The organism is Leucobacter sp. L43 (assembly GCF_016597785.1).
In the GTDB taxonomy this organism is placed as follows: domain Bacteria; phylum Actinomycetota; class Actinomycetes; order Actinomycetales; family Microbacteriaceae; genus Leucobacter; species Leucobacter alluvii.
The window spans coordinates 840,166-854,766 of sequence record NZ_JAENJG010000001.1; the positions used below are offsets into that span (position 1 = coordinate 840,166).

Annotated in this window: 20 protein-coding genes; 8 read left to right on the top strand and 12 right to left on the bottom strand. The window is 61.1% G+C overall.

The features are described 5' to 3' along the window. Positions 1-71: 71 nt before the first annotated feature. The 4 genes from JE033_RS03910 (at position 72) to JE033_RS03925 (ending at position 3,523) form a co-directional block, all read left to right on the top strand. Complete coding sequence (locus JE033_RS03910) at positions 72-1,067, top strand: alpha/beta hydrolase (RefSeq protein WP_090147658.1); 996 nt, start codon at positions 72-74, stop codon at positions 1,065-1,067. Further along, entirely contained in the window at positions 1,067-2,482 is a 1,416-nt protein-coding gene (locus tag JE033_RS03915; RefSeq protein WP_200331030.1) for an alcohol acetyltransferase, read from the top strand. The genes JE033_RS03910 and JE033_RS03915 overlap by 1 nt, the downstream gene beginning before the upstream one ends. Further along, the gene (locus tag JE033_RS03920) at positions 2,479-3,144 is read left to right on the top strand and encodes a DUF6320 domain-containing protein (protein ID WP_200329581.1); all 666 of its coding nucleotides are present in this window, start codon (positions 2,479-2,481) and stop codon (positions 3,142-3,144) included. The genes JE033_RS03915 and JE033_RS03920 overlap by 4 nt, the downstream gene beginning before the upstream one ends. Positions 3,145-3,244: 100 nt before the next feature. Continuing rightward, positions 3,245-3,523, top strand: coding sequence for a hypothetical protein (locus tag JE033_RS03925; protein WP_200329583.1), 279 nt, complete (start codon positions 3,245-3,247; stop codon positions 3,521-3,523). Positions 3,524-3,965: 442 nt separating this feature from the next. Here the strand turns inward: JE033_RS03925 and JE033_RS03930 are convergent, their stop codons facing one another. Both JE033_RS03930 and JE033_RS03935 read right to left on the bottom strand, forming a co-directional pair. Beyond that, positions 3,966-4,154, bottom strand: a complete 189-nt coding sequence (locus tag JE033_RS03930; protein ID WP_200329585.1) for a helix-turn-helix domain-containing protein — start codon at positions 4,152-4,154, stop codon at positions 3,966-3,968. 76 nt (positions 4,155-4,230) lie between these two features. After that, positions 4,231-4,689 carry a hypothetical protein gene (locus tag JE033_RS03935; RefSeq protein ID WP_200329587.1) on the bottom strand — a complete coding sequence of 153 codons (459 nt, stop codon included), beginning with the start codon at positions 4,687-4,689 and terminating at the stop codon, positions 4,231-4,233. A gap of 62 nt (positions 4,690-4,751) precedes the next feature. Here JE033_RS03935 and JE033_RS03940 point away from each other — a divergent pair, with 62 nt between their 5' ends. Continuing rightward, positions 4,752-5,036, top strand: a complete 285-nt coding sequence (locus JE033_RS03940) for a hypothetical protein (protein ID WP_200329589.1) — start codon at positions 4,752-4,754, stop codon at positions 5,034-5,036. A gap of 160 nt (positions 5,037-5,196) precedes the next feature. Here JE033_RS03940 and JE033_RS03945 read toward each other — a convergent pair whose 3' ends face one another. The 3 genes from JE033_RS03945 to JE033_RS03955 all read right to left on the bottom strand — a co-directional run bounded on the left by JE033_RS03945 (position 5,197) and on the right by JE033_RS03955 (position 7,020). Next, a complete protein-coding gene (locus JE033_RS03945) occupies positions 5,197-5,526 on the bottom strand; it encodes a hypothetical protein (RefSeq protein WP_200329591.1) in 330 nt (109 codons plus the stop codon). Between the two features lie 91 nt (positions 5,527-5,617). After that, a complete protein-coding gene (locus JE033_RS03950) occupies positions 5,618-5,968 on the bottom strand; it encodes an ATP-dependent DNA ligase (RefSeq protein ID WP_200329593.1) in 351 nt (116 codons plus the stop codon). 170 nt (positions 5,969-6,138) lie between these two features. Further along, a complete protein-coding gene (locus JE033_RS03955; RefSeq protein WP_200329595.1) occupies positions 6,139-7,020 on the bottom strand; it encodes a DUF2510 domain-containing protein in 882 nt (293 codons plus the stop codon). 67 nt (positions 7,021-7,087) lie between these two features. Between JE033_RS03955 and JE033_RS03960 the strand changes: the two genes are divergently transcribed. Continuing rightward, positions 7,088-7,795, top strand: coding sequence for a hypothetical protein (locus tag JE033_RS03960; protein ID WP_200329597.1), 708 nt, complete (start codon positions 7,088-7,090; stop codon positions 7,793-7,795). Positions 7,796-7,859: 64 nt separating this feature from the next. Here the strand turns inward: JE033_RS03960 and JE033_RS03965 are convergent, their stop codons facing one another. From JE033_RS03965 to JE033_RS03975, 3 genes are all read right to left on the bottom strand, one after another. After that, complete coding sequence (locus JE033_RS03965) at positions 7,860-10,529, bottom strand: tape measure protein (RefSeq protein WP_200329599.1); 2,670 nt, start codon at positions 10,527-10,529, stop codon at positions 7,860-7,862. Beyond that, positions 10,522-10,941, bottom strand: a complete 420-nt coding sequence (locus JE033_RS03970) for a hypothetical protein (protein WP_200329601.1) — start codon at positions 10,939-10,941, stop codon at positions 10,522-10,524. The genes JE033_RS03965 and JE033_RS03970 overlap by 8 nt, the downstream gene beginning before the upstream one ends. Before the next feature lie 92 nt (positions 10,942-11,033). Further along, a complete protein-coding gene (locus JE033_RS03975; RefSeq protein ID WP_200329603.1) occupies positions 11,034-11,555 on the bottom strand; it encodes a hypothetical protein in 522 nt (173 codons plus the stop codon). A 403-nt stretch (positions 11,556-11,958) separates the two neighbouring features. On the opposite strand from JE033_RS03975, the gene JE033_RS03980 reads away from it, so the two are divergent. Further along, the gene (locus JE033_RS03980) at positions 11,959-12,618 is read left to right on the top strand and encodes a hypothetical protein (protein ID WP_200329605.1); all 660 of its coding nucleotides are present in this window, start codon (positions 11,959-11,961) and stop codon (positions 12,616-12,618) included. 83 nt (positions 12,619-12,701) lie between these two features. Beyond that, positions 12,702-13,226 carry a hypothetical protein gene (locus JE033_RS03985; RefSeq protein WP_200329607.1) on the top strand — a complete coding sequence of 175 codons (525 nt, stop codon included), beginning with the start codon at positions 12,702-12,704 and terminating at the stop codon, positions 13,224-13,226. Positions 13,227-13,272: 46 nt separating this feature from the next. Here JE033_RS03985 and JE033_RS03990 read toward each other — a convergent pair whose 3' ends face one another. The 4 genes from JE033_RS03990 to JE033_RS14755 form a co-directional block, all read right to left on the bottom strand. Then, positions 13,273-13,929: a hypothetical protein gene (locus JE033_RS03990; protein WP_200329609.1), complete on the bottom strand. Its 657-nt coding sequence runs from the start codon at positions 13,927-13,929 to the stop codon at positions 13,273-13,275. A gap of 74 nt (positions 13,930-14,003) precedes the next feature. Then, positions 14,004-14,195 (bottom strand): hypothetical protein, encoded by a 192-nt coding sequence (locus JE033_RS03995; RefSeq protein WP_200329611.1) that lies wholly within the window; start codon positions 14,193-14,195, stop codon positions 14,004-14,006. Further along, positions 14,192-14,422 (bottom strand): hypothetical protein, encoded by a 231-nt coding sequence (locus JE033_RS04000; RefSeq protein WP_200329613.1) that lies wholly within the window; start codon positions 14,420-14,422, stop codon positions 14,192-14,194. The genes JE033_RS03995 and JE033_RS04000 overlap by 4 nt, the downstream gene beginning before the upstream one ends. After that, positions 14,415-14,546, bottom strand: coding sequence for a hypothetical protein (locus tag JE033_RS14755; protein WP_255536963.1), 132 nt, complete (start codon positions 14,544-14,546; stop codon positions 14,415-14,417). The genes JE033_RS04000 and JE033_RS14755 overlap by 8 nt, the downstream gene beginning before the upstream one ends. Positions 14,547-14,601 lie beyond the last annotated feature (55 nt).

Consider the following 14,601-nt stretch of genomic DNA (forward strand, 5'->3'; position numbering starts at 1 on the left):
GGCACCACTGTAACCGCTCCGAGTTCGCCGGCATCAGGTCGAGCCAGGTCTCCGCGCGTTACGCTGAGCCCATGCCCTTCGCCGACCGACAACGCTCACAACTCAACTGGGTGGTTCGGAAGGTGCTGAGCTACTTCGCCGCGCCCCGACTCAACATGCGCGAGGACTACGAGAAGGTGCGCCGCCGGCAGCGCCAGCTCGCCGTGCTGCCCCACCCGAGCTATCACGCGCTCGATGTGGAGATCATGTCGGCCGACGGCGACCACCCGATCCCGGTCCGCGTGTTCCACCCGCGAGAGCGCCAGCGCGATGAGGTCCTGCTCTTCTTCCACGGAGGCGGCTGGGTGACCGGGGATATCGAGAGCTACACGCCGGCGTGCGCGACCATGGCGGATCTCACCGGGTGCGTCGTCGCATCGGTCGACTACCGGCTCGCCCCCGAGCACCCGTTCCCGGCCGGCCTTGAAGACTGCCTGCGCGTCGCCCAACTCTTCCTCGCCGACCCGACGCGCGCCGGAGCCGAACCCGACGACGAGGTGATTCTGATCGGAGACTCGGCCGGGGGCAATCTGACCGCCGCCGTCTCGCTCGCGCTGCGCGAGCGAGGAGAGCCGGGGGCCAAACGGCAGATCATGCTCTACCCCGTCACCCACTGGGATCACGATCCGAGCACCTCGCCATTCGCGTCCGTGCGCAACCACGGCGACGACTACCGCCTCACCAACACGGAGGTGCAGGACTACTTCGACCTGTACGTCCCGGATCGAGCCGAACGCGCGCAGCCGCTCGTCGCTCCGCTCATGGCGGAGGATCTGTCGGGGCAGCCGGACACATTGATCATCACCGCGGAGCTCGACCTGCTGTGCGACGAGGGCGAGGCCTACGGCAACGCGCTCGAAGCGGCGGGCAACGTCGTGCGCGTGCACCGCGTGAGCGGCGCGCTCCACGGTTTCATCGCGCTCCCCCGGTTCTCGCGGTCGCTGCGCGAGGCGTACGAGCACATCAATGCGTTCCTCGACGGACGCGAGGAGCATGCGGCGAGCGCGACGGCGGCGGAGACGACGTGATGCCGGCGTCGTGGGTGCGACTCGACAACGCCTCGAACATCTTCCTCGCTGCGAGAAGCGACGCGGATCCCAAAGTGTTCCGCATCAGCGCCGAGGTCGACCACGCCGTGGAGCCGCGCCTGCTGCAGCAGGCGCTCGAGGCGACGTACGAGCGGTACCGCCTCTATCATGCAGTGCTGCGGGGCGGCATGTTCTGGTACTACCTGCAGACGAGCGACCTACGTCCCACCGTCTCCCCCGAGCACCTTCCGACGTGCGCCCCGATCTATCGGGAGGATCGCAGAAACCTGCTCTTCCGCGTCGCGTATCGGCGGCAACGGATCATCCTCGAGATCTTCCACGCGCTCTCCGACGGCACGGGCGCGCTCTGGTTCCTCACGGACCTCGTCACGGCATACCTCCGAGCGCAGGGTGCCGGTGCCGCCGGAGCGGACGGCGGTGATACGGCGCTGCCGGCCGATCCTGCATCGCAACCGGTCGAAGACGAACCGCACCCCGCCCACGAACTGATCGCCGACAGCTTCTCCCACTACTTCCACCGCACCCGGGAACCCTTCGCCCCGGCCGATGCTGAATCGGAAGCACCCCGCACCGCGCCGCTGCGCACTGCTGCGACGGCTGCGCTGCGGATCCCTCGGTGGCTCCGAGCGCCCCGCACCCGGGTCCACCGAATTCGCGGCACCCGCACCCCGGACAACCGCACGCGCGTCGTCGAACTCACCATGCCAGCCCCGGCCGTACTCGCGCTCGCACGCGCGCAGCAGACGTCGCTGACCATCTACCTGACGGCGCTCTTCTTCCGAGCGCTGCGCGAATCGATCGGGCCGCTCGGGCATGCCAACACGCTCGCGGCGTCCATCCCCATCAACCTCAGACAGTTCTTCCCATCAACCTCGGCGCGCAACTTCTTCGCCACGGTGCGCGTGGAGCACGCGTTCGACGCCGACGGCGCCGGCGACGACCTCGGATCGATCTGCCGCGAGCTCGAAGCCCAGTTCAAGCCGAAGGCGACACCGCAGGCGCTCGAGCGGAAGCTCCGGCGACTGATCCGCTTCGAACGCACACCGCTCCTGCGCATCCTGCCCAGAGTACTGAAGGACGCGATCCTCCGCCTGATCAACTGGGGCAACAACCGCGGGCTCAGCGTCGCAGTGTCCAACCTCGGTCGCGTCGTACTCCCAGAGCCGGCGGGGTCGCGGGTGGGCCGCATGCTGTTCCACGTCTCCGCGGTGCGACCGCAGTTCTGCGCGATGTCGCACGCAGGACTCCTGACGATCAGCTTCACCTCCCCCTTCGTCGAAACCAATCACGTGCGCGCATTCGTGCGAATGCTCACCGACAGCGGCGTCGACGTCTCAGTGGCAGCGGCCCGCGTGACGGAGGACGAACTCGCACCGCAGGAGCCCGGCGCATGAGACGCTGCGAGGAGTGCGCGGTCACCATCGAGGGCACCTGGGCCACGTGCCCGCTCTGCCGGACCGCGCTCATCGGCGACGCCTCCCCCGATCCGCTGCCCAGCGTTCCCCTCACCTTCTCGAAGCGGCGCATCCTGAAGGCGCTCTTCTTCGCGTCGCTCGCGGTGATCCTCGTCTCATTCGTCGTGCAGCTCTTCTTCGCCCGCGACCTCGACGGCATCGGCGTCTGGCGATCCATCTGGCTCGGCGTCACCGCCATGTGGCTCGTCGTGCTCATGGCGGTGCGCAAACGCCGCAACGTGGCGAAAGGCACCGTCTACCTGGTGGCGCTCATCGGACTCGTCTGCGTCTACTGGGACTACCTCGGGGGCTGGCAGCGCTGGTCGCTCACCTACGCCGTTCCGATCGTCTGCGCGTCGGCCATCATCGCCCTGCTGATCACCGTGCAGCTCCTCCGCATCGACGTCGCCGAGCACCTCGTCTACAGCGGACTCACCGTGCTCCTCGGCCTCGCGCCGTTCGTCTTCCTGGTCTTCGGCTGGGTGAACAATCCCTGGGCGTCGTGGAGCTGCATCGTCGTCAGCCTCGTCGCGCTGGGCGACGTGCAGATTCTGCGCGGGCGCGAAATGCGCCTCGAACTCGCGAAGCGCTTTCACCTGTAGGTGGGCGGCGGGTGCCGCAAGGGAACGCTCGCGACTCTGGCGCGGTGTCATCCGTCGTGGGTAGAGTGCTGGCAATATCCCCGTTGAAAGGAACTGCGCGATGACTGATTACGCGAACGCTTGGGATTTGCTCGCCGACGCAATCGGTGCAGCGAAGAACGAGTCATCAGGGACCATTGCAGACGTCGCACATCTCACGATCGACCAGAGAATTGAGGTCGCGAAGGTCGCCGCGCTGCTCTCGATCTCGCAGGAATTGAGCGGCCTCCGTCAGGGTGAGGGCGCGGGGCCGGAGAAGATCGAGGCCCATCTGAGCCGGATCGCGATGCATCTGAGCGGGGAGACGCCGCCCGTGGAGTTTCGAAGCTTCGATCTCTAACCCGAGGTCCCGGGATGTGATGGTCCCCCCACAGGGATTCGAAACCGGTGCATTACCTAGCGGATGCGGTCCTTGCCTTCTAGACCATTGTTTTTACGCGGTTTTTCGAAGCGCTACGATCACCCAGACTGCCTTTGGTTTTTACAAGTTGTTGCGGGAAAGTTGCGGACTGCTCGGCACTCCGGACCCATCGGCCCATTTCACATCTCGCTCGGACGTGACTGCTTACCCGTATTACGGGTAACGGGGATCAGTCACTACGCAACTGGCGAAAACTCGAGCCGATGCCCGCTTACCCCCGATTCGGGGTAAGCGGGCATTTTGTCGGAGTTTCGCCCATACACCACTGGCATTAGAGGGTTACCGCGTCCCGCGTTCCGTGACACCAGCGACAAACGACCGCGTTTCAAACGCGAGATGAGAGTGCAAGCACCGCGCCCCCTTACGGGCGCACCTCGATTCGCGATGCTTCGATGATCGCGTCGATCTCTTCACGCTTATAGAGCGGTGCTCGTGAACCGTTGAGTCGGTAGAAAGGGAACCTGCGGTACTCGGAGCGGAGGTTCGCGAGGCTCTTCTCCGACAGCCCGGTCAGTTCCGAGAGCTTTTCAGGTGTCATCCATTCAGTCATCAGTCCAGTATCGAGTTCCTTGACACTGAACTAAAGAACGGTAGCGCCCCCGATCCCGCGAGCTCTAGTGCTTCACTTAGCTGCCGCTCGGACTGAACAAGTGGGTCTTGCCGAATACGTTGATGGGCACCTTCGGAAGTTCCATCTCGGGCTCGCCGATCAACCTGGTTTCCAGCTGCGCGACTGCTTTAACAATTGCCCCAACCACGTCCTCGACACTCGCTTCCCCATCCCCGTTTTCGGCGCTCATGGTCCCACCTAGAGCGTTAAGAAGTTCACGCGTCACAACCATGCGCGGATCGAGTGCTTCATCCAGGTAACGGAGCTTCTCTTCCAAGGACACGTCCTTCGTGTCTCCCGCGAAGAACGCGCGAGCATCGTTCGCCTGATCCTCGTTCAATTCCCATCGTTCGTTCTTGACGTGCTCGGGGTAACGCGCGCGAAGGAAGGCTCGCACGCGCCTACCTGGACGAGACTCACCCCCATGCCCAAGTTCTTGCGCGAGCTCGACGGGGGTCATTGGGTAAGTAGTCATGCGATCAGAATAAACTCAATCCCGCGCTATCCTATTCGAACATACTTTCGAATGGAGGAGCGATGGGAAGGCCGGCACCGATACGCCTGGACGCCGATACTTGGGCGGTCATGCGGGAAGCGACGGAGCATCCCACTGCGATCATTCACCGCGTTACCGACATGCACGGCACCGCACGGTTCCTGGTGATGAAGTGGCATCTGAACCCCGCCAACCAGAGAATGACCGGCATCTACCCCACACTCGAGCAAGCCGACAACTCAGTGCTCTACGACCTCTCGAAAGTAAACGCGGCCGTTGCGAAGAACTCCGGACCGCCAAACGGAGGCGGGCGCATCCACGTGTAAATAGCTGAGTCCTTGGGGCGAGGTCAAGCCCCTTCGTGGACCGTATCCAGTGTTTCAAAATATTGATGTCGTCTCGGCTCTCCGTGTACCCCATACCTTTGACTGGGAACGACAGAACCGCCCCTCCTGAGACTTCAGGGAGGGGCGGTTCTCTTTCGGCTCAGGCTATGTCGGGATTGTTCTTGACGTACCGTTCAGCCTCGTCCTCGCTGATCGCAATGAGCCCACGCGGTGTGTGTGCGAGCGCGTTCAATGCGCGCACCCACGCCTTGCTCATTTCCGGCTCTCGACTTCCGGAGAAATGAAACGCCAGGGCCGCGAATGGCGATAGCCAGACGGACATGCGTCCGTCTCCTTGATCATGCGACTTCTGCCAACTGAGAAAGAAGCTCTCCTTCTTCTTTAGCTTCTGCCCGATTACGAACTGCAGGTGTGCGAGCAGTCGATCCTCGAACTCGTAGTGCCGACCACCGTGTATTAAGTTCCCCATCTGCGCAGTCTGTCAGCTACACCGGTTCACCGCGCGGGGTTGCCATATCTGGTGAAGTGTGGGGTCCGGATGCAATAGGGGTAGTCAGATCTCAGTTCGGCCTGAGATTACCGGGATAGTGGGGGCCAGTCGCTTCGGCCACAGCCAGGTCGCCGTCTTCCGTCGTGACAATGAGTCCCGTTGTGGAGTTGGCCGACTCTCCGAGTCGCTGCAACCACTCCTTATTGATCGCCGGCACTCGGCTCCCCAGGAACTTGAACGTGATCGTGGTTTGCGGAGAAATCCAGATCGATGTCCGCCCGTCACCGACGCTCACGCTGTCCTTCCACGACATCAAGAACGCTTCCTCGCGCATGAGCTTTTGCACGATGATGATCTGGAGATGCGAGAGCAGGCGATCCTCGAAGCGCGTGATCAGGCCGTCATACTGAATCGATCCCATTGGGTCACTGTCCTGTTCTACTTGCACGGCCACGGACGTTCCTCGACCACTCGTCCATCAAGTACATGGAGCTTTGGTTCACCCAACAAGCCCTTGACAGCGGCGGCGGCGCATCCGAAACGACGAAAAGCCCCCTGCGGCATCCCGAAGGACACCACAGGGGGCGAAACTCATATCAGTGGCGACGACATCTTCTGGTCAATCACGACCCCAGCACCGTCCTCGACGATTACCCACGAGATACCAAGTTCGTCGACCGTTTCCTGCGTGAGGAGTGTCGAGAGCGCCTGCGCAGCTCGTTGCCCCAGATCCTTACCTTCAGGGGTACTCCGGTCAACCTGCAACGTGAAGTACGCATCAGAGCCTTCTACACGGACGCCGACGAGATAGCCGCCCCACAGTGACGGATCGACAGCCAACAGCTCCTGATAACTGCTCTCCACGAACAGCGCGTATTTCAAGTCTTCATCGAGCATTGCTGACTTCTCGTCGTCAGTAAGCCCAGGCTGGATCTCTGCCTCCTTCGTGGGCTCCGGCGTCTGAGTTTTTTCAGGCTTCTCCGCTTCCTCTGGCTCCTCAGAAACTCTCGGCGATTCCTTGGGCTCAGGTGTCGTCGTCGGCTTCGCAGCAGGTGTCTCCTCCGGCTTATCCGGGACGGACACCGATTCCGAAGTGATGGGCTTGATACCTGTTATGAGCGAAGAAGTCGTGCTGATTGAAGCAATTGTCGCCAACCCGGCAAGCACAAGGCCAGTCACGGCTAATCCCTTTGGCGCACGCTTCAGCAGAGCGAACCCGGCAACTGCCGCGGCACCAAGTCCAAGCAGAATCCCCAACACTGGAACCAAGCCCAGCAGGAAGGCGACAATGCCGGCAACTAGCGCGGCTATGCCGAGACCCTTCAAAGAGTTGACGATCGGCGCGGTTTTCGGAGCGGCCGGAGCGCCGGGGGCAGCCTGCGGTGCCGCGTAAGCATCCGTCCAAGCATTTCCGTCCCACCATCGCTGACGACCAGAACCATCGTCGTACCAACCTGCAGGAGCGTTTGACATCTGAATTCCCGATCTCACGAACAGTGCGGAGCTGCACCAAACTAAATAAGACTGCCACACGATTTACATGCCCCATCAGGTTCACCCGTGTTTTCACCCTTGGCATCACCTGTTTAGTTTCCCCAAGGACTGCGATGATTCTCGTGTGAAGAAACTTGCCGTCAGCGCCGCCGTGCTCCTCCTTGCTCTCACTGGTTGCACCGCTCAAGCGGAGACATCGTCAGAAGCCGCACAGAACTCGGAGAATTCGGCCGAACCTACCATCGACCCCGGCCCTATCGAGCTCACGAAAGAAGAAGCAGGAGAACGGTATCTCCAGCTCGTGTGCCAAGGCAACACAGCGAGTGACGCGGTTATCAACGCTTTCAACGCCCACCTTGACGAGTTCAATGCAGGTGGCACACCGGAAGTTGAGACGGTGAAAGCTGCTGCTGCGGAACTGGTCCGGGTGAACCGCATGCAGATCGAAACCATCGACGATGACTACTACGTATGGCCGGAAATCGTCGGTGATCAACTTCTCCACATTCGGGCAGAAACGATGACAGACCTTGCGGCGGATCAGGCTGTGATGAATGCTCAGACTTATGAAGAGGCGCTGCGCGTCACTTATAACGAGGCCACCGCTGAACAGCAAGCAGCACCGCAGGAGATCAGATATCAGCTGGGCATCGACGCCGACACCACAAGCTCATGTGTGGGATATGAGACTGCCCTCGACGAGATTCATGCAGAGATGCTGGAGCGAAACGAGCAGCTCGCCGCGCAAGAGTAAGAATAGCCTCCTGAAACACGAATAGTGCCCCTCCCCGGCCGTAGCCAGAGAGGGGCACTCATCGTTAGAAACCGGCTCGTCGCCGTTCCCTTGCCATCTGGTTCGAGTATTCGTCGATCTCCCGATTCGCTACTACTTGCATCGTGCCGATCAGGGCACCCTTGGTGTCAACAAGGGTGAGCTCCGTCGGCGTCTCCGTATGGACGCGCTCGATGACTGTCGTCTGAGCGGCGATCGAAGGCGCGAAGCTGCCTCGTGTCATTCCCTCAGAGAACTGCCCCGCATTGATCTGCTTCAACAGCGCACGATGCTTCGACGCTTCGGAAGCGCGAATCACTTCCTCACCCTTCGACAGGCGCACCAGCACCGAATCAGAAGTCGTCGTCCCCTGGCCAAACACCGTCCCTGAGGCGATGCCACCACCGATACCGGGCACCATGCCGCCCGCAGCGAGCCCGATCGTACCGCCAACCGCGTAGCCAGACGCATACCCGACCGTGCCCCCGGACGCGTACTTCTCCTCGATACCTTGCGGGCTGAGAATCAGTGCATCACGAGTACGGATATCGACCGACACCGGCGACGGGATAGACCGCAACTTCGCAATGAAGTTATCGATCTGCGCCGAAGCCGCATCCGCATTCGTCGAAACGTTTGCGTTCGTGTTCCCCGGGATGGCCTCAGCTGATGCCTTCACATTGTCGAGACCTTGCTGCACCTGAGCCGCAGTCGGAACACGGCGAGCGGCCCATGCCTCAGCATCAGCAGCATTCTCACCGAGCGCGATCCGCTGATCGATCAGTCCCTGCCGCGCAGAGTCCAAGATCGCATTCGCCTCAGACTGCGCCCCACCAGCGTTCATAATCGACGCTGCTTGTTCACGGGCGCCATCCGCGATATCGAGCATCGCTGACTGCGTCTTACTTCCCGCTTCGGTGTAGATATCCAGTGAGGCAGTACCGCTCGCGAAGATATCGTTGAGCGCACGGATCTTGTCCTGCAAGTCGATCGCAGCACGGTCAGCATCGATCTGTGCCGACCCGAAGTTGCGAATCTCATCAGCTACCTTCGAGATGCCCTCCGTCACCGTCGCCGCGACACCAGCAAGCTCTTCAAGGGTTTGGGTCGCCCCAGTGGTCGAACCCGCCGCCGCATCCTGCGACGATGCGACACCAGACAGTGCAAGATCGAGAAGCGTCGCGTTATCACTTGACTTCCCCATCTCTGTGGCCTGCGACACCAGCTGATCCTTGAACGCTGGCATCATGTCGAGCATCTGCGACATGCGCTCATCCGTCAGCTGATACTCATCACGCAACATCGCAAGCGACGCGGCAGCGTCCGCGGCGTTCATCGAGCTCAGCGCGTCGCCCATCTTCGCAAACCGATCACGTGCCTTATCCGCCTGCGGGTCGAGCGCCAACAGATATGTACCGAGTGAGCCCATCCAACGCATGTCCGGTGCCCCCGAAACCTGATCGATGAAGTCCCCGAACTTCTCCGTCGCCTTCTCCGTGTTGATGTCGAAGCCATCGAAGATGTTGTCAGTGCCCTTGAAGGCCTCCGCGACGATGTCCTTCGCTTTGCCCGACGTGACGAGAGCATTCTGAAGCTCTGTCGTGGTCAGGGTCGCATCCTCCACGCTCTGCCGGAACTGATCAAGTGCGGCAGACGCAGCGAGCACGACCCCACCGATCGCGATTCCTTTACCGATGCCGCGCATAACCGCATCGAGTCGGCTCCCGGAATATCCGACATCGACGAGTGCGCTCTTAAACTCGAGCCACTTGGGAAGGGCCAGCATTGCAGCGCCAGCCCCCAGGGATGCAGCGCCGCCCAGCCCTGTTAGAACCGAGACGGTCGTTTTTACCGGGCCGGGGAGATCCTCGAATGCGCGCATCGCGTCCGCCGCCCAATTGAGAAGCTCTACGAGAGCGCCGCCACCGTTCGGGTCAACGAGCGGTGTAGCCAACTCTGCGGAGAAGTCACGCCAGGCCGCTTTCACGCGGTCCATCGATCCCTCGAAGGTGTTCTTGACGTTCTCCGCGGCACCCGCGTAAGTGTCGCTCATGCCTGCCGCCAGGGCATCGAGCGCCTGGCCTGCGTCGATGGTGCCCTTCGTGATGTCCTCTCGAATCTGTGCACCTGTCTTACCCATCTGGGAGCCGATTAGCTCAGCAGCATTCACGCCACGCCCACCGAACTCATTCAGATCCTCAGCCGTGATCTTTGCCGACGACTGGATCTTCGACATCGTTGCGACGATGCCCTCAATGTCAGCGTTCCTGCCACCAGCAGCAGCCACCGCGTTCTGCACCGCATCGAGATACGGCACAACCTTCTTCGCCTCAATCCCGAACGCCAACATCTGCTGCTGCGCGTTGATAAATGTCGCCTTCGAGAAGGGACTATTCCTGGCGAAAGCGTCCAGCTTGTCCATCTGCGCATTCGCAGCCGATGCCGACCCCAACAGCGTCGACAACGCAGCGCGAGTCGTCTGCTGAAGGGTGTTGTACTGAATCCCTGTGCTCAGAGCAGCAGCACCAATTCCAGTGACGGCAACACCGACTGCCGTTAGCCCGCTGCCCACCGTCGACCATGCCTCACGGGACGATTTCGCCGAATCCACGACCCGCGCCTTCGTCTCCCCGATCGCATCACGCGCACGGCCCATCCCCTGAACCAGGCCAGTCGCATCGGCTTGGAGCTTGATACTCACTACCCGATCAGCCATTGCGCACCTCCCCCTCATAGAAGAACTCCCCCGAATACTCAGGCGCACCGTCCAGGAGCCCGCGATAAATCAGCACGAACGGCACAACATGGACCAGCGCTAACGGAAGACCCGCATCCGGGCAACGCTCCAGCAGCCAATCCTTGAAGCTCTGATACGCCGTAGACAGCACCACGCGTCGAGCGAGTGGCGGCAATCCCGCAACAGGCCCCAGAACCCCCTTCAGATCGGCCCCAGGATCGCGCAGCGCATCCGCGATCGCGTTCGTATGCTCCATGAAGTTCAAGCGCGAGATCCGCACTTGCTCACCGCCCACACCCACAAGCACCATGAACCCGTCAGGGGCAGTCGCCCCAAGGCCCTTCAACTCGGGGACCGCATCCACGATCCGATCGAACTCTTCTTGAGCCATGTCGGCTCCTCTCTGTTTTGGGTACAAAAAGGGAGCCTCGAATGAGACTCCCTTTGGGATATTGCGCGGGCTCGCGACGCTAGATATTTAGGTCAGCGCGGAACGACGAGCGGCCGCAGAACAGGCGAGGCGTCAGGCATCGGAGTACCCAGAGCGATATACCGGCCAGCCGAGTAAACCTCGATACTGCGACCGTCACGGATCACACGCCCCGGCTGCTCATCCAGGTAACCCCAGATGTGTACACCGTTGCCCGACTGGGACACCTCGACGAACGTTCCCCGGTTCGCGTCGATGATCTCCTGTGCCCACGGCAACACGGCACCGTCTACGATTGCGTCATCGAGGTCGACGCAGCCGATACCGTCTCCCAGAACGAAACCGATACCTGCACCATGCTTCGAAGCGGTGACCTCTTCGAGGGTGTTCCACGTCGACGGATCAGTGGACGACGCATACCGGCCATCAGCCGTCAGCGGCACTTTCGTCATGCGAACGTTTCCGTTGCCGCTCGTCCGTCGCACGAACTTCCACCGCACGAACCGAGTTCCACTTGTCAGTTCGACCGGGAAACCACTCGATTTGATAGCCGAAACGGCCTGTTTCAATGCCATTTGAGCACGTTTCTGCGCCCTATGAACCCTCGATCGGCACCGATTCGAGCACGTCCGAGAGTGCGAGCGCTGCAAATTGATGGGTGCCCCACACCCCTCACACATGCGCCGTTCCATACCCCAATTCTACCACCTGCAACACTTTCTCCGCATGATTACGCGGAAGTTAGACGCATAAGAGGCGGCGCTGGCCTGCAACATCCACGCCCTTGTAGAAGGCAGACAAGAAGAGCGCAAGAAAGACGCTCCTGGTTGTTGAAAAACACCAAAGAAGCGCTCGCTCGACAAGAGTTGCTATCCGGCGGTTTGAGCTGGATCGCCGTGGGGAGGCACCCCCACCCCCTATTTGTACCAGGGTTTGTACCAGGTCGGGAGGGTGCCTTGGGCTGAGTATGGTTGGGGCATGTGTGACCCGAGCGTGTGGCCTCTTGTTGCTGATGTCGTTGTGCCAGCGTCAGCGGTGCTCGTGTCGTCTCTTGTGGCGATTGTACTCGCGCGTCTTGAGCGGAAGTCCGCGGCTCGTGATCGTGATGATGAGCGTGCGCGAGCTGAGCTTGAGCGTGAGCAGGAACGTGCGCGTGTCGAGAAGGAACGTGTGCGCCTGAAGACGGAGGCGACGTTCGAGAAGATCGTTGGCACGCTCGCATGGTTCATCTCTGCTCATCCAGGGTGGGAGGAGTGGCAACCGCAGATGCGTCTTCTGCGTGGTCAGGCGAAGGTGGCGCAGGCAGTGCCGGCGTCGGAGGCTCAGGACTTCGCTGTCTGGTTCGCTGATGAGGTACACCGTGGACTGAAGCAAGCGGCCTGGGCAATGGAGCAGTATGGCAGTGCACATGAGAATCTTCATCCCGACGATATGGATGCTGCTGTGGAGCAGATCATGCACCCGTTCCGAAGTTGGGTGAACTTCACGATGAATCTCGTCGTGATCTGGTTGCGTGGGGATACTTCGCTCTCGGACATTAAGAAGATGGCCGATGGTGCGGCGAAGCTCGAGTGGGACGCCGGCCGCATCGAAGATCAAGCGAGGCGGAATGGCTGGATGGGAGAAAGCCAGTCCTAGTTGTCCCGCCTCCACCTTGGCACCGTAGTTACTGGTGAGAAGCGCTATTGCCATCTGGAGCGATTTCTAAGTAAGTTCCTCACATGGACTTCGCCGGACTTGCCGCGCTTCTTACCGCTGTCACCGCTGTCACCGCGCTCGTTGCAAACCTGCTTACCTCACGTGCTCGGGCTCGTCGCCTGAAGGATGCTCTAGAAATGGGGAAAGAGCTGGGCGCGAACGATCCTGTGCAAGTTCTCCTGAGCGATGTCGCTCTCGAGCACGCGGCCAGAATCTATGCAGTGCAGAAGTACGGTAGCTATGTGCTGCCAGCGACACTGAGTGGCGTCCTGAGTCTCGTGTCGATAGTTCTAAGCGTGTCGACACCCACCGCAACCCAGTGGTTTGTAGATATTGGATGGGATAGATGGACCGGGAACGACATGATTATCCTTGGCGCGATGTTGACGGGAATTCTAGGAATTCTGCTCGGTGCTCTTGCTGTTTTCCAGGTCATATACCTCGCGATTAAGACAGACAAAGCCGCGAAAGATGCGAGGCTCAGAGCCAAGACCGCACGACCGGACGTGCTACCGGTGCGTCGTCGTTCCTTGCTCGGACGCCGCTAAGCAAGGGGTGGAGGGGTGAGCGGTGACCCACCCCTCCACTGTCAGGTCACGCCTGGATGGCGTACCCACCATCGATCATGCGTTCGGCTTGTGATGGGGTGAGGCGCGCGGTGTCGTCTTTGCGATGTCCGCCTACGTCCTTGAGGAAGGTGACGGTGACGCTGTTGTCGACGTGCTTCCGGTCGGAGGGCTTGTAGCCATCAGCTAGGGTCAGCTCCTTGCTGGGGTAGTCGCTGCGTCGTTTGGCTGCCCGTGTAATGTGCGCGTTCAAGTCGACCAGGCCGACGATGCGGTCTCCGGCGATGATGCCGCTCACGTTCGCGTCGAGTCCTTCGATTGTGGCTCCCTGTTTTGCGAGGTCGCGGATGCGGGTGCTGTAGGCCGCGACGCGGGTGTCGTGCCCGTTGGCGAGCTTCACGGCTTCCGCGATGAGGCTGTCGATCTTCAGAAGCTTCTTGCTGAGATCGTCGGAGATGTTCGGCAGGTCGTTCTCAACGGCTTTGCGGATCTCTGTGAGCTCGTCGAGCTTGGCTTGGTGCTCTGCTTCGGCCTCTCTACGTTCGCGTCCTTCGGTCTGGAGTTCTGCGATCTGTACCGCACTCTCAGCCTGTTGCAACTCTGCCGCGGTAACGGTGGCGTCGCCGTCTGCGATGCGCTTTCGGAGGTCTGCGAGGGCCTGTTCGGGTGTGGTCGTCGTGGTCATGCGTTTCCCCTTTCTGGGATGAGAAAAGCCCCGGCAGTGTTTGCCTGGGGCTTGGGTTGTGACGCTAGGTGGCGTCAGGTCTTGTCGCGTTGTTGCGCCTCGTATGCGTCGCAGAGGTCGTGGACCTGGTCGACGATGTTTCGAGCGTCGCGGTAGTGGAGCAGCAGGAACACGGGGCCGCTGTAGAGCCGGATCATGGGCGTTGTACCGTCGTCTTCGACCCATTCGACGTGGCGCACGGAGGGCTTGCCGAATCTGTTGGTCATGCGCGCGTTCCGTCCTTCTCAGCCGCTTCAATCCGGTGGAAGTTATTGATGCTGGTGGCGAAGTCGACGAGTCCGTTCCTATCCACGTCCATTGCTCGCACGTCCCCGTTCGCGAGCAGCGCCCATGCGACTACTGGGCTTGAGAAAGTGCCACCTTCCTTGTTCGAGTAGAAGACGTTCCATGCGCCTCCTGGGATGATCTGCACGATGTGTTCCGGGTCATTCACCGGTCGCCTCCTCTGTGGCTGGATGGTCGTATGCGAGTTGTGCGAGTTCCGAGATGAGTCGTGGAAGGTCGCTGTAGGCGATCGCGAGGCTGCTCTTGCCTGCGCTGATGCGGACGATGGGCACCGGTTCTTGCTCTCCGCTAACCCACTGGGATGCTCTTGTGGTTACTGGCGCGAAC